Genomic DNA, 17,774 nt, shown 5'->3' on the forward strand with positions numbered 1-17,774 from the left:
GAGCGCGTCGTACAATGGCACATATTATACACAGCTTATATTGCGGTGCAGCATGCTTGTCTGCGCCGTGTCGTTTTGGAGACAGTTGGATGGAATGCACCGTCACCTGGACCGGCGCCGCGGGCGCCGGCTCCAACATGGGTTTCGTGGCCGCGACCGGCAGCGGTCACATCGTGGCGATGGACGGGGCCGCGGACCCCACCAAGCCCGAGACCAGCGGCGCCAACCTGGCGCCCCGGCCCATGGAGCTGCTGCTGGCCGGAACCGGCGGCTGCACCTCGTTCGACATCGTGATGATCCTCAAGCGTGGCCGGCACGACGTGCGGGGCTGTCAGGTCAAGATGTCCGCCACCCGGGCCGAGACCGAGCCCAAGGTGTTCACCTCGATCCACATGCACTTCGTGGTGCACGGCAAGGGCATCCCGGCGTCCGCGCTCGAGCGCGCCATCCAGCTCAGCCACGAAAAATACTGCTCCGCCAGCATCATGCTGGGCAAGACGGCGCAGATCACGACCAGCTACGAGCTGATCGAAGTGGACTGACCCGCGCGGTCAGATCCGGTGTGCGACCGTCGTCATGACCTTGGCGGCGGCGCGCATCGCCCACTTCACGGGGGGCGGCAGCTCCACACCGCCGGCCTGCTGCGCATCGCGCGCATGGCGGATTTCGTCGGCCTTCATTTGCGCCACGATGGCCTGCGACGGATGGTCGCGCGCCGGCAGGCGGTCCAGATGGCCGTCCAAGTGGGCCTCGACCTGGCGTTCGGTCTCGACGACGAAGCCCAGGCTGATGCCGCGCCCGGCCAGACCGGCCGCCACGCCGATGGTCAGCGCCCCGGCGTACCACAGTGGCGCGAGCAGCGAGCGGCGGTCGCCCAGCTCGTCCAGCCGCTGCTGGCACCATGCCAGGTGATCGGTCTCGTCCTGCCCGGCGGCCTCCAGGTGGCGGGCGGTGCGTTCGCGCTCCTCCGGACGGCCGGGGCCCAGCCGGGCCGCCAGCGCCTGTCCGGTGTAGAGCGCCTGCGCGCAGATTTCGCCCACGTGGTTGACGCGCATCAGCGCCCCGGAGAGGCGGCGTTCCGACTCGGTCATCTGCGCGGCCTCGGCCTGCCGCTCGGCGGACACGGCGGGCGTCGGTCGCGCGGCGCGGTGGGGGGCGAACAACGTGCGCAGGGCGTTGTCGGCGGTGATCAGGGTGGCATCGATGAACGAAGTCATGACGCCCATCCTAGCGCAGACGTCACGGGGCCGCTTTGATGTCGGTCACGATGTAGGCCCCATCGGCCTTCTGCGCGCGAAACCGCACCCGTGCCCCCGGTTGCAGTCCCTGCAGCAGGGCTGGATCGCGGACCTGGAACACCATGGTCATCGGCGGCATGTCCAGATCGGGGATGTCGCCGTGGCGCAAGGTGATCTTGCGCGCCGCGGTGTCGATGCGCCGCACCTCGCCTTCGGCCCAGCGGTCGGCGGTGGCCGCCGGGGCGGCCGACTGCGTCTGGTGGTAGCTGGCATAGACCCGGGTGGAGCCGTCGCGCTGCACGAGCAGCACGTCGTAGGGGTCGCGGCGGTTGCCGTACTCGGGGCCGTCCATGCCCGGGCTGCCCACCGGCATGCGCGGCACGGACAGGCCCAGCGCCGCAGGCCGCTCGCGCAGCAGGCGCTGGATGTCCGCCGCGGGCACATGGCCCTCGACCACATAACCACCCACCCGGGCCGTGTGGCAGGAGCCAAGCGCCTGCGGCATGCCCAGCCGCTGGCGCATGCCGGCGTTACCGCTGTCAAAGGCCTGGACTCGAAAACCGTTGGCCTCCAGGTGGCGAATCCAGTCGTTGCAGCAGCCGCATTGGGGGTCTTTCCACACCTCCACCAGGGGGGCGGCGGGTTGGGCCATGCCCAGCCCCGTGCCCGAGGCGGCCAGCCATGCTGCGCCCCAGCGCATCCAGTCGCGTCGTTTCATGGTGTCTTCTCCTGTGCAGCGGGCTCGACCCGGATGCGGCCGACCATGCCCGCTTCGAAGTGGCCGGCGATCAGGCACGCAAACGCGAAGTCGCCGGGGCGGTTGAAGTGCCAGACGATATCGCCGCGCCGCCCGGGCGGGACATGGGCCATGTGCGGTTCGTCGTGCTCCATGCCGGGGTGTTTTTTCATGAGCTCTGCGTGGGCGGCGAGTTCCTCGGGCGTGCCGATCACGATCTCGTGCATCACCCGCCCGCGGTTGACGGCGCGCAGGCGCAGTGTCTCGCCTTCGCGCACGGCCAGGCGGTCGGGTTGAAAGCGCATGTCGTCGCCCATGCGGATTTCGATGGTGCGGGTCACGCGCGCGGGGTCACCCGCGATGCCCCAGGGCTTTTGCTCCGGGGGCAGCGCGGCGGCGCGGGGATGCGAGGCGTGGCTCTGTGGTCCATGGGCGGTGGCCAGCAGGGGCAGGGCCGACAGGCCGGCCAGCAGCGCACGGCGCAGGGGGTCAGTGGGGGTGGCCATGGTGTCCTCCGGTGGGTTTGCGGGCGTCGAAGGGGGCGGGCGTGGTGGGAGCGGCGGGGTTGGCATGGTGGCCATGGTGGCCATGGTGGCCGTGGCCGGCGCCCTGCGGCGCACCGGCCGGCGCCAGAGCGGGGGCCTCGGTCATCTCGACCGGGCGCGCCTGGGTGCCCGGCGGTTGGCGGTACCAGCCCGGGTCGCGGTAGTCGCCCGGGGCCTGGTCGCGGCGCACCTTCAGGGTCGTGAACATGCCGCCCATCTCGATCGGGCCGTAGGGGCCGGTGCCGGTCATCATCGGGACGGTGTTGTCGGGCAAGGGCATTTCCATCTCGCCCATGTCGGCCATGCCGCGTTCGCCCATGACCATGTAGTCGGGCACGACGCGCTGGATGCGCTGCACCAGGCCGCGATGGTCCACGCCGATCATCGTGGGCACACCATGCCCCATGGGGCCCATGGTGTGGTGGCTCTTGTGGCAGTGCATCGCCCAGTCGCCTTCCTCGTCGGCGACGAATTCGATCTGCCGCATCTGCCCCACGGCGATGTCGGCGGTCACCTCCATCCAACGCGACTCCGGGCGGGTGGGGCCGCCGTCGGTGCCGGTGACCTCGAACTCGATGCCGTGGATGTGGATGGGGTGGTTGGTCATGGTCAGGTTGCCGATGCGCACGCGCACACGCTCGCCCAGGCGCGCCACCAGCGGGTCGATGCCGGGGAAGACGCGGCTGTTCCAGGCCCAGATGTTGAAGTCGAGCATGGTGTTGACGTTGGGGGTGCGCGCGCCCGGCGTGACGTCGAAGGCGTTGAGCAGGAAGCAGTAGTCGCGGTCCACCTCGGCGATCCAGGGGTGTCGGCCCTTGGGGTGCGTGACCCAGAAGCCCATCATGCCCATGGCCATTTGCACCATCTCGTCCGCATGCGGGTGGTACATGAAGGTGCCCGGGCGGCGGGCGACGAACTCGTAGACGTAGGTCTTGCCGGGCGGGATTTGCGGCTGGTTCAGGCCCCCCACGCCGTCCATGCCGTTGGGCAGGCGCTGGCCGTGCCAGTGGATGGTGGTGTGCTCGGGCAGCCGGTTGGTGACGTAGATGCGCACCCGGTCGCCTTCCACCACCTCGATGGTGGGGCCGGGACTGGCACCGTTGTAGCCCCACAGATTGACCGTGAAGCCGGGCGCAAACTCGCGCACCACCGGTTCGGCCACCAGGTGGAACTCCTTGACACCGTCCTTCAGTCGAAACGGCAGCGTCCAGCCGTTGAGCGTGACGACGGGGCGGTAGGGACGGCCGGCGCCGGTGACACCGGGCGGGATCCACGGCCCGGCGGTGTCGGTGCCGGTGCGGATGACGGGCTCGGGCAGGCCGGCCAGGGCGTGGCGGGCCACGGCGGCACTGGCCACGGCAGCGGTGCCGGCGAGTGCCTGCGCAAAAAATCGGCGGCGTTCCATGGTCAGTGGCCTTTCGCGGGGGTGGCGGGGGCATCGGCAGGGGCGGACATGGCCCGTTCGCTCAGCGGCAGGCCGGCCAGCACGGCTTGCAGGTCCAGCCAGGCCAGCCAGGCGTCGCGTTCGGCGGTGACCGCCGCCTGCTGGGCGGCGATGCGCTCGCGCGCGGCGGCGAGCACCTCCCAGGTGCTGGCCAGCATGCCGTTGTAGCGCAGCAGGGTTTCTTCCTCCAGCGCCTGCAGGGCGGGCAGGACGCGGTGGCGCTGGCGTTCGGCCCGTTCCGCGGCGCGTCGGGCGTTGGCCCATGCGAGGTCGAGGTCGCCGTCCAGCCGGCGCTCCAGCCGTGTCAGCGCGGCGTGCGCCGCCAGCGCCTGGTCCCAGGCGTGCGGCCAGCGCGGGGCGGTCGGATCCCACCGCGGAGCGTCCGGCAGGCCGCGCGCGACGGCCTGCGCCCAGGCGGTCTGTAGTTCGTCCCAGGCACCCGGGGGCAACGCGGCGCGCTGCCGCTGGGCGTCGAGCTGCAGGCGGCGCCAGTCGGGGTGCCGCTCGCGTACCTGGGCGGCCCAGGTGGCGCGGACATCGGTTGCCGCCAGGCTGGGCCGCGCGGGCAGGGTGTCGGGCAGGTGGCGCGCCAGGGCTTCGGGGGATTCGCCGCCACCGATCTGCTGCCACAGCTGCACCACGGCCTGCTGTTCGGCCGCGATGGCGTGCTCCACACGCGCGTCGGCGTCCCACAGCGGCAGGGTTTCGCGCCCTTGCCGCTCGGCGCTGAAGTTGCCGGTCTGGCGCATGCGCCGGGCCAGCTCGGCTCCCGCGTCGGCGGCGGTGTGGGCGTCCTGGGCCAGCCGGCGCACCTGGCGCGCCGCCACCGCCTCGATCCAGGCGGCTTGCGCATCCCGGACGACGGCCGCCGCGGCCTGCGCCAGGCGCAGCCGCTCGGTCGTCCCCAACCCTGGGGTGACGAGCAGATCGGGACGCGCCAGCAGGGCGCGACGGACCACCTCGTCCAGGGACCAGGTGGCGGTGTCGGGCGCGGGTGCCGGGCGCGGGCCAAGGCCCTGGGCCTGTTCCCAGCGCAGGATGTCGGCGTGTCCGCGCGGGAAAGCCCCGACGGCGTCGTTGGCCGCGCGCCACGCGGTGGCGGGGTCGGTGAGGGCATCCCCCGCCGGCGGAGGGCCGGATGGCGGGGCCGTTGGAGCCGTTGGAGCCGAAGGGGCCGCGCGGACTGCGGGGGTGGACGTGCCGGGGGGCGAGCCACCGGGGTGAACATGGGGTATCTGGGCGTGCGCGGTGGTCAGGGCCGCCAACAGCAGCAGACCCCACCCACGCCGCCCGGGATGAGCACGGGGCATGAACGATCTCCGGAAACGGGACGGGCGCGCGGCGGCGCACCAGGCCGCCGGCGACGGAACGCGGGCCGGTTCAGGCGATCGGGGGTTTGTGCGGCGGGGCCATCGCCGGGGTCGGTGGCAGGTGCGCCTGGGTCAGGCCCCAGCGATGCGGGACAGGGTTGCCGAATGCCACTGTCGCAGGCGCTGCCATCGCCGTGTTGTGACAAATGTCACACAGGGAGCATCCCGCGTGGAGGCTATGGGCCGAGTCGTGAGCAGCGGTCCCATCCGACGGCGTGTGCGCCGCGTGCCGTGCGGCATCGTGCGCGGGCGCCTCGGCGTGCATCGCATGGTGCGAGGCCGTATGGTCCTGCGGGGCCATGGGTGTGGCCACCGATGGCGTTGGCGCGTGGCAGGACTGCAGCGCCATGGCATCCGCTGCCCACAACCGCCAGGGCAGCAGAGCCAGCGGCAACCACACCAGTGCGCGACGCATGGCCGCCATTACATAGCGGTGGCGGGTGTTCCGTGCTGCCGCGCCCCCGTTCAGCCCCACGCGCCGGGCGCCATTCAACGCGGGCGCGGACCCGGCGGCGGTGCCGTGTTGACCGCCAGGGTCAGCAGCGCCGCGGCGACGAAGACCGCGCCCAGCCACGCCAGACGCTCGAACCCCACGACGGGGATGGCCGCGCCGCCGATGGCGGAGCCCAGGGCCGTGCCGATGTAGACCATCGAGGCGTTCAGGCTCAACAGCAGGGGGGCTTGGGTGAACGCCAGCTCCGCCAAACGGGACTGCTGCGGGGTCATCAGCCCAAAGCCGCAGACGGTCCACACCGCAAAGGCGACGGCCGTCCAGGCCAGGTGCCCGGCTGTCCAGGGGACGGCGATCATGGTCAATAGCAGACAGGCCAACAGCAGCGCGATCGTGCGCCGAGGCCCCAGTTGGTCGGCCGCCCAGCCCCCGCCCAGGGTGCCCACCACGCCCGCCGCGCCGATGCCGGCCAGCAGCGCGCTCAGCCCGCCCGGCGTGAGCGGATTGAGCGCGAGCTGCACCGGCCCCATGTAGGCGGTCACGACGAAGATGCCCGTGAAGTACAGCAGCGTCAGCAGCAGCGCGAGCACCACGTCGCGCCGGCGCAGCACCGCGCCGATGCCGCGCAGCGAGGTCCCGCCGGCGTCCATGCCGGCGCGCAGGCGGCGGTGCAGCAGCCAGCCGATCAGCAGCGCGGCCGCCCCCACGCTCAACAGGGGCCAGCGCCAGCCCCATTGCAGGCCCAGCCAGGCGCCATAGGGCATGCCGAGCACATAGCTCAGGCTCATGCCCAAAAAGGTGCGCGACAGCGCCCGTCCGCGCTGCTCGGGGGCCGCCAACTGCACGGCCAGACCGGCGGCAATCGGGGTGAACACCGCGCCCGCGCCCATCAGCACCCGTCCCACCATCAGCACCGTCAGATTGGGCGCCGCGGCGCCGAGCAGCGTGCCGCAAGCGAACAGGCCCAGCGCCCCCTGCATCACCCACGCCCGTGGCCAGCGGGCCGTGAGCGCCATCAGCAGCGGGGCCAGCACCGCGTTGGCCAGCGCGTAGACGGTCATGGTCTGCCCCGCGGCGCCGACGCTGGCCCCCAGCCCGTCGGCCACCGGTCCCAGGTAGCCCGTCATGCCAAAGGCCCCAGTGCCGATCACGAAATTGCACGCCGCAAACAGCCACAGCAGCCCCGGCAGGGGCGCGGCGGGCGCCGGGGCGTGGGGTGTTGGACCGGAGGAGGGCGCGGGGTTGGCCATGGGGGAGCATGGTAGTCGGCGGCTGCGGTGTGCCCTGGCACGCGGGTGACGGTGTGCCGGTCTCGCACGAGACAGGCCCGTCCTTGGCGAGCGGGCCCCGCGCTGTCTATGCTGCGCGGTGGCGGCACGGCCCCACCGTACCACCCCACGACTGCATGACAAGATCCGAGGAGACTGCCCGATGAGCACCGCCGAGTCCGCGACCCATCCCCCCAGCGATGCCCCCAGCGCCGGCGACGACCGGCCGCATGCCCGCGTTTGGCCCGCGCGTGTGCCGCGGACCATCCAGCCGCCCCAGACGTCGCTCTGGTTCAACCTGGAGGTGAGCGCGCGGCGGTACCCGGACAAGGCCGCGACGGTCTTTTTCGACCGGGTGATGACCTATCCGGAGCTGCAGCGCCAAGCCGAGCGCATCGCCGCCTGGCTGGCCGCGCGCGGTGTGCGGCGGGGCGATCGCGTGATCCTCTTCCTGCAGAACTGCCCGCAGTTCATCGTCGCCTACTACGGCATCCTGCGGGCCAATGCGGTGGTGGTGCCGGTCAACCCGATGAACAAGGCCGACGAGCTGGGCCACTACATCACCGATCCGCAGGCCCGCGTGGCCATCGCCGCGGCCGACCTGGCCCCCGCGTTGTGCGCGGCCGACGACGCCCTGCCGCCCGAGCAGCGCCTGCGCGACCTGCTGGTGCTGCACTACCGCGATGCGATGCCCGACGATGCCTTCGACGGCGAGGCGGTGCCCCCCGCCTGGCGTGAGTGGCTGGCCACGCGCCACCCCCTGCCCGCGCTGACGCAGGGCCGCGTGGCGGATTGGGCGCAGGCCCTGGCCTGCACCGATCCCCTGCCGCCGCACGAGGTGGGGCCGGACGATCTGGCCGTGCTGCCGTACACCAGCGGCACCACCGGACTGCCCAAAGGCTGCATGCATCCGCACCGCACGCTGATGCACAACGCAGTGGCCGCCGCGGTCTGGACCAATGGTACCGCCGAAAACATCGGGCTGCTGGTGGTGCCCATGTTCCACATCACCGGCATGGTGGCCGGCATGCACACCAGCGTCTATTTGGGCGCGACGGCGGTGATCATGCCGCGCTGGGACCGGGATCTGGCGGGCCGGCTCATCTCGCGCTGGCGGGTGACGCACTGGACCAACATCCCCACCATGGTGATCGACCTGTTGGCCAGTCCGCACTTCGATCACTACGACCTGTCCAGCCTGGTGTTCATCGGCGGGGGTGGCGCGGCCATGCCCGCGGCGGTCGCGCAACGCCTGCTCGACCAGTTTGGCCTGCGCTATGTGGAAGGCTATGGCCTGACCGAGACCGCGGCCCCCTCGCACCACAACCCGCCGGACCGGCCGCAGCCCCAGTGTCTGGGGGTGCCCTTCATCGGCTGCGACGCGCGCGTCGTGGACCCCGACACCCTGCAGGAGCTGCCCCCCGGCGAGGCGGGAGAGATCGTCGTGAGCGGTCCCATGGTCTTCGACGGCTACTGGCAGCGCCCGGATGCGACGGCGGCCGTGTTCTTCGAGCACCGGGGGCGGCGCTACTTCCGCACCGGGGACTTGGGCCGGGTGGACGACAACGGCTACTTTTTCATCACCGACCGCCTCAAGCGCATGATCAATGCCAGCGGCTTCAAGGTCTGGCCGGCCGAGGTCGAGGCGCTGATGTTCCGCCACCCCGCGATTGCCGAGGCCTGCGTCATCGGCGTGCCGGACGCCTACCGGGGCGAGACGGTCAAGGCGGTCGTCGTGCTGCGCCAGGCGGCGCGCGGCACCGTCAGCGAGGCGGACATCATCGCCTGGTGCCACGAGCACATGGCCGCGTACAAAGCCCCGCGGCTGGTGGAGTTCGTGGACGCCCTGCCCAAGAGCGGCAGCGGCAAGGTGATGTGGCGGCTGTTGCAGGAAGCGGCTCGGACCGCCGCGCCGGCCGCGGCCTGACGTGCCAGAATTCCCCCGGACCATCCCTGACGGAGTTGCCTGTGTTCCAAGCCCTGCTGATCGACAAGACCGACGCCGGATACGGCTGCGCGCTGACCGAATTGGCCGACGACCGTTTGCCCGCCGGCGAGGTGACGGTGCGCGTGTCGCACTCCACCCTCAATTACAAGGACGCGCTGGCCATCACCGGGCGCTCGCCGGTGGTGCGGCAGTTCCCCATGGTGCCGGGCATCGATCTGGCCGGCACGGTAGAGGCCAGCGACGACCCGCGCTTTCAGCCGGGTGACGCCGTGTTGCTCAACGGCTGGGGCGTGGGCGAGGTGCACTGGGGCGGGCTGGCGCAGCGCGCGCGCCTCAAGGCCGACTGGCTGTTGCCGCTGCCCGCCGGCCTGACGGCGTGGGACGCCATGGCCATCGGCACCGCGGGCTACACCGCCATGTTGTGCGTGATGGCGCTGCAGGCCCACTGGGCGGCGCAGGGCGTGGCGCCCGGTGCCGGTGACGTGCTGGTGACCGGCGCGGGCGGCGGCGTGGGCAGCGTCGCCATCGCGCTGCTGGCGCGTGCCGGACACCGCGTCGTCGCCTCCACCGGCCGCCCGCACGAGGCGGACTATCTGCAGGCCCTGGGCGCGGCGGAGGTGATCGACCGCGCGACGCTGGCGGCGCCCGGCAAGCCGCTGCAGAAAGAACGCTGGATCGGCGTGGTGGATGCGGTGGGCAGCCACACCCTGGCCAACGCCTGCGCCAGCACCCGCTACGGCGGCGCGGTGGCGGCCTGCGGGCTGGCGCAGGGTATGGACTTTCCGGCCACGGTGGCGCCGTTCATCCTGCGCGGGGTGACGCTATACGGCATCGACAGCGTCATGGCCCCGCTGGCGCGCCGCCGCACGGCGTGGCAGCGGCTGGCCGCCGAACTGGACCGGGCGCTGCTGGCGCGCATGACGCGCACCATTCCCCTGGCCGATGCCATCGCCGCGGCCGACGACGTCCTGGCCGGGCGGGTGCGCGGCCGGCTGGTCGTTGACGTCAACGCGTGACGTCGCTGCGGGCCGGCGCCGGCACGATGTGCCGGTAGGCGTGCCAGGTGGCATGGCCCAGCACCGGCCCCACCACCAGCAGCCCCAAGAAGGCCGGCAGCATCGCCAGCACGCACAGCCCGGTGATCCACGCGCCCCACAGGAACATGACCCCCGGGTTTTGCAAACAGGCGCGAAAACTCGTGAGGGCCGCCGACACCGCATCCGTCTGCCGGTCCAGGATCATCGGGATGGAAATCGCACTGCTGACGAAGATCAGCCCCGCGAAGATGGCGCCGACGACCACATAGGTGACCAGAAACTCCAGGTTGTCCAGACTCAGCAGCGCGGCCAGCATGTTTTCGCTGGAGGGCATGGTGTTCATCGTCACCGCAAACACCACCAGCGAGGCGCGGCCCCACAGCATCTCCAGGATCAGCAGCACGCCGGCAAAGATGGCCATGGTGGACAGCGTGGGCCGCCACGCCCACAGCGACGCACGCAGCGAGGGGCTGCGACCCTCCTCCAGCGCGCGGCTGGTGTCGTACAGCCCCAGCGCCAAAAACGGCCCCATGAGCAAAAAGCCCGCGCTCAGCGCCAGCACATAGGCCGGCGCATGTTGGAAGGCCTGCCACAGGGCCTGCCCCATCAGCGCGAAGCACGCGCCGTAAAACAGCCCGATGCGCGGACAGGCACGAAAATCCTGCCAGCCCCGGGCCAGCCAGCGCAGCGGATCGCCCGGGCTCAGCGAGGCCAGCGGCAGCGAAAAAACCGACTCCCGCCCGGCCTCGGTGTCCGGGCGGTTCGTGTCGTGGGGGCCGGTGTCGGTCGATTCGGGGTGGGTGGCTGCCATGGATGTCCCTCCGCGATGGTGCGTGTCCTGCTCGGCATTTGATTTTTGTCAAACACCAAACATAGACCGCTGCGGCGGCGGCGTCCATAGCGTTTACCCGCAGCGCGGCCGAGCGGGCCGGCTACACTTGGTGCACCATGATTGCGCACTTCGACCCGCCCACCGTCGCCGCCGATCAGCTCGACGCCACCCTGGCCCGCCAGGGGTATGCGGTGCTTGGCGCGGCGGCGGTGCGGGCCTGGCTGGGGCTGGACGCTGCCGCCCTGACGGCGCTGCAACCCGCCTGGGACGACCTGCCGCCGGATCGCTACCTCAAGGACGGCGGCCGCTACCGCCGGCGCCGGCATGGCTGCTTCGTCGTCGAGGGCGAGGCCGTGCGGCCCATGCCCGAGCGGCCCCACTATCAGCCCGTGGAGTACAACGCGCTGCACGGGGGCATGCGGCGTTGGTTCGCCCCATTGACCGACGCCTTGGTCGCCCAGCCGGCGTGGACACGGCTGCTGCAGCGCACCGGGGCCGTCGTGTCCGCCCTCAAAGGCGCGCAGCCCTGGTATGTGGAGGCCCACCCCTTCCGCATCGACACCACGGGGGGCATCGGCCGCCCCACGCCCGAGGGCGCGCACCGCGACGGAGTCGATCTGGTGGCGGTTTTTCTGGTCGGCCGCCACGGCATCAAGGGGGGCGAGAGCCGCGTGTTCGAGGCCGACGGCCCCAATGGCCAGCGCTTTACGCTGACCGAGCCATGGTCCGTGCTGCTGCTGGACGACGCACGCGTCATCCACGAGACCACACCCATCCAGCCGCAGACCGAGGGCGTGCTCGGCTGGCGCGACACGCTGGTGCTGACCTACCGCGCCGGCGGCTTTTTGGGCGATTGATGGGGCGATCGATCGGGGCGCCGCGGGACGGCGGCGCCCGGGGTGTCACTGCGGCTGGAAGCCGCTGTCGCGGATGATGCGGGCCCAGACTTCGGTGTAGGCGCGCTCGCGCTGGGCGAGTTGCTCGCCGCTCATGTGACCGACCGTCAACCCCATCGCCGTCAGGCGATCCCGCACCGCGGGCTGCGCCAGGGCTTTGGCCAGCGCGGCGCTGACCTGCTCCAGCGCCGCCTTGGGCGTGCCGGCCGGGGCGAACAGGCCGTAGTAGGGCACCTCTTCGAAGCCAGGGATGCCCAGCTCGGCAAACGTCGGCACGTCGGGCAGGATGGCCTGCCGCGTGCGGCCCATGACGCCGACGATCTGCACCTTGCCGGCCTTGTGGTTTTCGATGAAGTCGGGTACCGACCCTACGCCGGCCGGGATCTGATTGCCCAACATGTCGGCCATCATGGGCGCGCTGCCGCGGTAGGGCACGGCCACCAGATCGAGCTGCTGGCGCTTGGCCAGCGACTGCACCAGAAACTGCGGTACCGACGCCGGGGCGGGGATGCCGACGTTGGCCTTGCCACCCTGCTGCCGCACCCAGGCGACGAAGTCGCGGTACGTCTTGGCCGGGGTGCCGCCCGAGACGGCCAGCGCGTTGACGAAAGTGGCAAAGCCCGCCACCGCGACGAAGTCCTTGGCCGGATCGAACCCTGGATTGCGCAGCACCTGCGGCAGGATGGAGATGGTGTGGTCGTGCGACAGGAACAGGGTGGTGCCATCCGGCGCAGCGGCCTTGAGGGCCTGGGCCGCCAATTGCCCGCCCGCGCCGGCCCGGTTGTCCACGATCACCGGGGCGCCCAGCGCCTCGCGCAGCGGCTCGGCCAGCAGGCGCGCGATGGCGTCCGTACCACCGCCGGGGGGGAAACCGACCAGGATTTTCACGGTCCGGTTGTCGGCCAGGGCGGTGAGCGGGGCGCCCAGGCCGGCGGCGGCGCAGGCCAGTCCGGTCTTGAGCCAGGTGCGGCGGGATGTCGGGAGCAGGGGCATCGGAAACCTCCGGAAAGGGGTGGTGGGGCGATCCGCTGGGCGGGCGTCGGCAGGGACGCCTGTGTGTGTGCGGATTATGCGTTGCCCGTCAGCCTGCCCAGCGCGCGAGCACGCGCACCGCACTCGGCGTGTTTTACCCGGCGTCGCGCACATCGGCCACGCACGGGTCGCCAAAATCCGGCCGCTCCAGCCAGGCGAGCACCCGGCGCGCCGCCTGATGCGCTGGCGTGAGCTGCCCTTGGGCGTGCAGCTGCACGAAGCGATCCCGGTCCGGAAAGCCCGCCGGATCCCCGGCGCGCATCTGCACCTGCATGTCCGTGTCGATGACCCCGGGCGCCAGCGAGACGATGCGTGCCCCGCGGGGGCGGCGGGCCTCGTCCAGCGCCGTGCAGCGGCTGAAGTGGTCCAGCCCGGCCTTGACCGCACAGTAGATGGACTGCCCCGCCATCGCGTAGCGCCCCAGACCCGAGGAGATGTTGAGCACCCGCCGCGGGCCATCCCAGTCCTGCGCCTGCACCCAGTGGTCGGTGGCACGCAAAAAGGTGGCCGTCAGGTGCATGGGCGCTTCCAGCCCCACGCGCAGGGCGCGCGACAGCGCCTCGGCCGGGCTGGACTGCAGCGGACCAATCGGCGGCAGCACGGCGGCGTTGTTGATCAGCGTCGCGCTGGCCAGCGTGGCCGGCGCCAGGGTGTCGAGCCAGCGGGCCAGCCGCTCGGCGGTCTCGGCCGGCTCGGCCAGGTCCTGGCTCCACTGCTCCAGGTGGGCGCCGCTGCGCGCGGCCAGTGTGGCGAGCGCCGGGTCGGGCCGGCGTTCGATGGTCAGCAGCAGCCGATCCGGGCCCAGCAACTGCTCGGCCATGGCGCGGCCCAGCCCGCGCGAGGCCCCGGTCAGGATGGTCAGGTGACGACGGTTCATGCCGGCATTCTGGCACCGGTGGCCGCAGGCGTGCTGAACCATAATCGGGATCCCATGTGGATCGACACCCACTGCCACCTCGATGCGCCCGAATTCGGCCCCGATGCGCTGGCCGAGCGCGCGCGGGCCCGGGCGGCGGCTGTGGCGTGCTGTGTGCTGCCGGCCGTGCAGGCGCGCGATTTTGCCGCGGTGCGTGCGCTGGCCCATCAAACGGGCGACGCCTATGCCCTGGGCATCCACCCGCTCTATGTGCCCCAGGCCAGCGACGACGACCTGTACCGGCTGGAGCAGGCGCTGGCCGATGCGCGCGACGACCCCCGGCTGGTGGCGGTGGGCGAGATCGGTTTGGATTTTTTCGTGCCCGAGCTGTGCACCGAGGCCATGCGCGCGCGCCAGCAGCACTTCTATCGCGCGCAATTGGGGCTGGCGCAGCGCTTTGGCCTGCCGGTGATTCTGCATGTGCGGCGTTCGGCCGATGCGCTGCTGGCGGGCCTGCGCGCCCAGGCGGCCAGCGGCCGCCCGGTGAGCGGTGGGATCGCCCACGCCTTCAGCGGCAGCCTGCAGCAGGCGCAGGCCTTCGTGGCGCTGGGCTGGCGTCTGGGGTTCGGGGGCGCGGTGACGTTCGACACCGCGCGGCGCCTGCGCGAGCTGGCCGCCACGCTGCCGCTGCAGGCGCTGGTGCTGGAGACGGACGCCCCGGACATTCCGCCCCAGTGGCTGTATGTGACGGCGGCCGAGCGGGCCGCGGGCCGCCCCCAGGGCCGCAACTCACCGGCGGAGCTGCCGCGCATCGGGGCCGAGATCGCGCGGCTGCGCGGCCTGGCCCCTGCGGCCCTGGCCGCCGCCACCTGGGCCAATGCCTGCGCGGCGCTGCCGCGGCTGCGGGCTTTGCTCGGCCCTGCGCCGGATACGGACGCGGCCGTGGCGGAAGCCGCAGCCGCCGGGGGCGCGGCATGAGCGATCGGCAAGCGCCGCGTCTGCAGGGGCTGCCACCGGTGGTGGGGCCGCACACGCGGCTGCTGGTGCTGGGCAGCTTTCCCAGCGTGGCGTCGCTGCGGGCTCAGCAGTACTATGCCCATCCGCACAACCATTTCTGGACCATTCTGGGCACCCTGTGGGGGCTGCCGTTGCCGCAGTGGCCATATGCGCAGCGCGTGGCCGCGCTGCTGGACCATGGTCTGGGGTTGTGGGATGTGTATGCCGAGTGCGAGCGTGAGGGCAGTCTGGACAGCGCCATCCGCCGCCCACGCCTGAACGATCTGCACGGCCTGCGCGAACGCTGCCCCGGGCTGCGCGCCATTGCCCACAACGGTGGCGAGAGCTGGCGCCACGCCCGCCACACCCGCGCGCTGGGCGTGCCCGTGGAACGCCTGCCCTCCACCAGCCCCGCCAACGCGAGTTGGAGCCTGGCGCGCAAAACCGCGGCCTGGGCCGAGGTGCTGGCCCGCCACGGTATTCCCGTGCATGCCCCGCCGCAATCCACCGACGCACGATGACGCCCGCCCATTCCCGCGCCGCGCCGCCGTTGCCCAGCGTCACCTTTTCCGAGGAGGGGCCGCTGCGCCACCTGCACCTGGGCAGCACGCCGTGGATCCAGGGCAGCATGCGCCTGGACCGGCCCAACGACCTGGCGCTGGAGTATGTGCAGCGCATGATGGCCTGGCTGCTCTTCGTCGAGCCGGACAGCGTCGCCGCGCGCCGCGCCCTGCAATTGGGCCTGGGGGCGGCGGCCATCACCAAGTTCTGCCATCGGCGGCTGGGCATGGACACCACGGCCGTGGAGCTCAATCCCCAGGTCGTCGTGGCCTGCCGCACCTGGTTTCGCCTGCCGGCGGATGGCCCGCGCCTGCGCGTGGTGGTGGGCGATGCGGCGGACTGGGTGCGCCATCCGCCCTGGCAGGGCACGGTGGATGCGCTGGCCGTGGACCTGTATGACCATGACGCAGGCGCCCCCGTGCTGGACAGCGCGGCGTTCTACGCCGACTGCCGTGCGCTGCTGACCGACGACGGCGCACTTACCGTCAACCTGTTTGGCCGCCGCGCCAGCTTCGAGCGGTCGCTCGCCGCGCTGGCCCAAGCCTTTGGTCGCGAGGCGCTGTGGGTCTTCAAGCCCACGACCGAGGGCAACACCGTGGTGTTGGCCCAGCGCACCCCGCAACGCCCCGCGCGCGAGGTGCTGGCCGACCGGGCCGACGCCATTCGCCGCCGCTGGCGCCTGCCCGCACCGCACTGGCTGCGCAGCCTGCAACCGCTGGAGCCGTGATCTGATGTCGCCCCCCTCGCCATCCCCCGCCGCGCGCCGCGTCGGCCTGTTGCTGGCGGCGGGCGGCGCCATCGCATTCAGCGGCAAGGCGATCATCGTCAAGCTGGCGTACCGCTACGGGGTGGACGCGGTGACGCTGATCATGTACCGCATGCTGTTTGCGTTGCCGCTGTTTTTGGCGATGCTGTGGTGGGCGACGTTTCGCCAGCGCCAGCCGGTCGCGCCGCTGACGCGGGCCGACTGGCGCGGCATCGTCTGGCTGGGGTTCACGGGCTATTACGCAGCCAGTTTTTTGGATTTTTGGGGCCTGCAGTACATCAGCGCCAGTCTGGAGCGGCTGATTCTGTACTTGAACCCGACGCTGGTGCTGCTGCTGGGCTGGGCCCTGTACCGACGGCCGATCACCGGCCGTCAGGCCGGCGCCATGGCGCTGAGCTATGCCGGCGTGCTGCTGGTCTTTGGCCACGAGGTGCGGTTCGACGGCTGGTCCACGGTGACTGGCGCCGCGCTGGTGCTGGGCAGCGCGGTCAGCTATGCGGTCTATCTGGTCTACAGTGGCCAGATGGTGCAGCGGCTGGGCTCGCTGCGGCTGGTGGGCTGGGCCACCACGGTGGCTTGTCTGCTGTGCCTGCTGCAGTTCGTGCTGTTGCGTCCGCTGTCGGCGGCATGGGTGGCGCCGCCCGTCATTGCGTTGTCGGTGGCCAATGCCGTGTTGTGCACCGCGGCGCCCGTGGTCATGGTGATGATGGCCATTGAGCGCATCGGCCCGGGCCTGACGGCGCAAACCGGCATGATCGGCCCGCTGTCCACCATCGCGCTGGGCGTGCTGGTGCTGGGCGAGCCGTTCAACGGCTGGATCGTGGTCGGCACCGCGCTGGTGCTGGCCGGGGTGTTGTGGGTGAGCCGGCAGGGCCGATGACGGCTGACCCGTGCGATCAGGAGCAAGCGATGGATCTGGGCATTGCAGGCAAGTGGGCACTGGTGTGTGGCGCTAGCAAGGGGCTGGGCTGGGGCTGCGCGCGGGCGCTGGCGCTGGAGGGGGTGAATGTGGTGATGGCCGCGCGCGGCGCCGATGCGCTGGAGGCGGCGGCGGCCGGGTTGCGCGCCGAACTGCCGCCCGACGCGGCCAACCGCGTGCTGACGGTGGCGGCCGATGTGACCACGCCCGCCGGCCGCGAGGCGTTGTTTGCCGTCGCGGGTGGGCCGGGGCGCGACGTGGACATTCTGGTGACCAATGCCGGCGGGCCGCCGACGGGCGACTTTCGCCAGTGGGACCGCGACACCTGGCTGCGCGCGCTGGACGCCAACATGCTCATGCCCATCGAACTCATCAAGGCGACCGTGGACGGCATGGCCGCGCGGGGGTTTGGGCGCGTGGTCAACATCACCTCCAGCGCGGTCAAGGCGCCGATCGACATTTTGGGCTTGAGCAACGGCGCGCGCACCGGCCTCACCGGCTTCGTGGCCGGGCTGGCGCGCAGCGGTCTGGCGGGCAAGGGGGTGACCATCAACAACCTGTTGCCGGGCAAGTTCGCCACCGACCGGCTGCGCGCCACGCTGCAGGCCGCGGCGGACAAGGCCGGGCAGCCGCTGGAGGTCATCGAGCACCAGCAGCGCAGAGCGATCCCGGCCGGGCGTTTTGGCACGCCGCAGGAGTTCGGTGCGATCTGCGCCTTCCTGTGCAGTATGCAGGCCGGCTATATCACGGGCCAGAACATCCTGGCCGACGGCGGGGCGTATCCGGGGACGTTTTGAGATACCGTCGGCAGCGGCCGATTGGCCTTGCGACGAGCTGGCGCAACCGGGCGCACCACGGTATCTGGGAGCGAGCCACACC

17 protein-coding genes and 2 pseudogenes are annotated in these 17,774 nt (G+C 71.7%); 9 read left to right on the top strand and 10 right to left on the bottom strand.

Annotated features, from left to right (window positions below):
- The first annotated feature begins 89 nt into the window (after positions 1–89).
- Positions 90–542: an OsmC family protein gene (locus tag A9O67_RS06245; RefSeq protein ID WP_068608506.1), complete on the top strand. Its 453-nt coding sequence runs from the start codon at positions 90–92 to the stop codon at positions 540–542.
- 9 nt (positions 543–551) lie between these two features.
- On the opposite strand, the gene coq7 is transcribed toward A9O67_RS06245, so the two are convergent.
- The 7 genes and pseudogenes from coq7 to A9O67_RS06275 all read right to left on the bottom strand — a co-directional run bounded on the left by coq7 (position 552) and on the right by A9O67_RS06275 (position 7,034).
- Positions 552–1,217 (bottom strand): 2-polyprenyl-3-methyl-6-methoxy-1,4-benzoquinone monooxygenase, encoded by a 666-nt coding sequence (gene coq7, locus A9O67_RS06250; RefSeq protein ID WP_082955497.1) that lies wholly within the window; start codon positions 1,215–1,217, stop codon positions 552–554.
- 22 nt (positions 1,218–1,239) lie between these two features.
- Positions 1,240–1,446 (bottom strand): annotated as a pseudogene (locus A9O67_RS13775) (copper-binding protein); the annotation flags it as partial.
- A 54-nt stretch (positions 1,447–1,500) separates the two neighbouring features.
- Positions 1,501–1,956: pseudogene (locus tag A9O67_RS13780) on the bottom strand (DUF411 domain-containing protein); the annotation flags it as partial.
- On the bottom strand, positions 1,953–2,480 hold the full coding sequence (locus A9O67_RS06260) for a cupredoxin domain-containing protein (protein WP_068608512.1): 528 nt from the start codon (positions 2,478–2,480) through the stop codon (positions 1,953–1,955). The gene A9O67_RS06260 and the pseudogene A9O67_RS13780, both read right to left, overlap by 4 nt.
- Entirely contained in the window at positions 2,464–3,924 is a 1,461-nt protein-coding gene (locus A9O67_RS06265; RefSeq protein WP_068608514.1) for a multicopper oxidase family protein, read from the bottom strand. Before A9O67_RS06265 ends, A9O67_RS06260 begins: the two co-directional genes overlap by 17 nt.
- A gap of 2 nt (positions 3,925–3,926) precedes the next feature.
- Positions 3,927–5,273 (bottom strand): TolC family protein, encoded by a 1,347-nt coding sequence (locus A9O67_RS06270; protein WP_156682270.1) that lies wholly within the window; start codon positions 5,271–5,273, stop codon positions 3,927–3,929.
- Between the two features lie 549 nt (positions 5,274–5,822).
- Positions 5,823–7,034 carry an MFS transporter gene (locus A9O67_RS06275; RefSeq protein WP_082955412.1) on the bottom strand — a complete coding sequence of 404 codons (1,212 nt, stop codon included), beginning with the start codon at positions 7,032–7,034 and terminating at the stop codon, positions 5,823–5,825.
- A 181-nt stretch (positions 7,035–7,215) separates the two neighbouring features.
- Between A9O67_RS06275 and A9O67_RS06280 the strand changes: the two genes are divergently transcribed.
- Together A9O67_RS06280 and acuI are read left to right on the top strand one after the other, a co-directional pair.
- Positions 7,216–8,979 carry a long-chain fatty acid--CoA ligase gene (locus A9O67_RS06280; protein ID WP_082955413.1) on the top strand — a complete coding sequence of 588 codons (1,764 nt, stop codon included), beginning with the start codon at positions 7,216–7,218 and terminating at the stop codon, positions 8,977–8,979.
- Positions 8,980–9,020: 41 nt separating this feature from the next.
- On the top strand, positions 9,021–10,016 hold the full coding sequence (gene acuI / locus A9O67_RS06285; RefSeq protein WP_068608518.1) for an acrylyl-CoA reductase (NADPH): 996 nt from the start codon (positions 9,021–9,023) through the stop codon (positions 10,014–10,016).
- On the opposite strand, the gene A9O67_RS06290 is transcribed toward acuI, so the two are convergent.
- Complete coding sequence (locus A9O67_RS06290; RefSeq protein ID WP_068608521.1) at positions 10,006–10,848, bottom strand: DUF2189 domain-containing protein; 843 nt, start codon at positions 10,846–10,848, stop codon at positions 10,006–10,008. The genes acuI and A9O67_RS06290 overlap by 11 nt on opposite strands.
- Before the next feature lie 137 nt (positions 10,849–10,985).
- Between A9O67_RS06290 and A9O67_RS06295 the strand changes: the two genes are divergently transcribed.
- Positions 10,986–11,726: a 2OG-Fe dioxygenase family protein gene (locus A9O67_RS06295; RefSeq protein ID WP_156682271.1), complete on the top strand. Its 741-nt coding sequence runs from the start codon at positions 10,986–10,988 to the stop codon at positions 11,724–11,726.
- Positions 11,727–11,771: 45 nt separating this feature from the next.
- On the opposite strand, the gene A9O67_RS06300 is transcribed toward A9O67_RS06295, so the two are convergent.
- Both A9O67_RS06300 and A9O67_RS06305 read right to left on the bottom strand, forming a co-directional pair.
- Positions 11,772–12,758, bottom strand: a complete 987-nt coding sequence (locus A9O67_RS06300; RefSeq protein ID WP_068608523.1) for a Bug family tripartite tricarboxylate transporter substrate binding protein — start codon at positions 12,756–12,758, stop codon at positions 11,772–11,774.
- Between the two features lie 133 nt (positions 12,759–12,891).
- Entirely contained in the window at positions 12,892–13,674 is a 783-nt protein-coding gene (locus A9O67_RS06305) for an SDR family NAD(P)-dependent oxidoreductase (protein WP_068608525.1), read from the bottom strand.
- A 54-nt stretch (positions 13,675–13,728) separates the two neighbouring features.
- Between A9O67_RS06305 and A9O67_RS06310 the strand changes: the two genes are divergently transcribed.
- The 5 genes from A9O67_RS06310 to A9O67_RS06330 are packed head-to-tail and all read left to right on the top strand — an operon-like array spanning position 13,729 to position 17,692.
- Positions 13,729–14,631, top strand: coding sequence for a TatD family hydrolase (locus A9O67_RS06310; protein WP_068608527.1), 903 nt, complete (start codon positions 13,729–13,731; stop codon positions 14,629–14,631).
- A complete protein-coding gene (locus tag A9O67_RS06315; protein WP_068608529.1) occupies positions 14,628–15,170 on the top strand; it encodes a DNA-deoxyinosine glycosylase in 543 nt (180 codons plus the stop codon). Before A9O67_RS06310 ends, A9O67_RS06315 begins: the two co-directional genes overlap by 4 nt.
- Positions 15,167–15,937: a class I SAM-dependent methyltransferase gene (locus tag A9O67_RS06320; RefSeq protein ID WP_068608532.1), complete on the top strand. Its 771-nt coding sequence runs from the start codon at positions 15,167–15,169 to the stop codon at positions 15,935–15,937. The genes A9O67_RS06315 and A9O67_RS06320 overlap by 4 nt, the downstream gene beginning before the upstream one ends.
- Before the next feature lie 4 nt (positions 15,938–15,941).
- Positions 15,942–16,856: a DMT family transporter gene (locus A9O67_RS06325; RefSeq protein WP_068608534.1), complete on the top strand. Its 915-nt coding sequence runs from the start codon at positions 15,942–15,944 to the stop codon at positions 16,854–16,856.
- Between the two features lie 29 nt (positions 16,857–16,885).
- Positions 16,886–17,692 carry an SDR family oxidoreductase gene (locus A9O67_RS06330; RefSeq protein ID WP_068608536.1) on the top strand — a complete coding sequence of 269 codons (807 nt, stop codon included), beginning with the start codon at positions 16,886–16,888 and terminating at the stop codon, positions 17,690–17,692.
- The last annotated feature ends 82 nt before the right edge of the window (positions 17,693–17,774 follow it).

The organism is Tepidimonas fonticaldi (genome assembly GCF_001675355.1).
Taxonomy (GTDB): domain Bacteria; phylum Pseudomonadota; class Gammaproteobacteria; order Burkholderiales; family Burkholderiaceae_C; genus Tepidimonas; species Tepidimonas fonticaldi.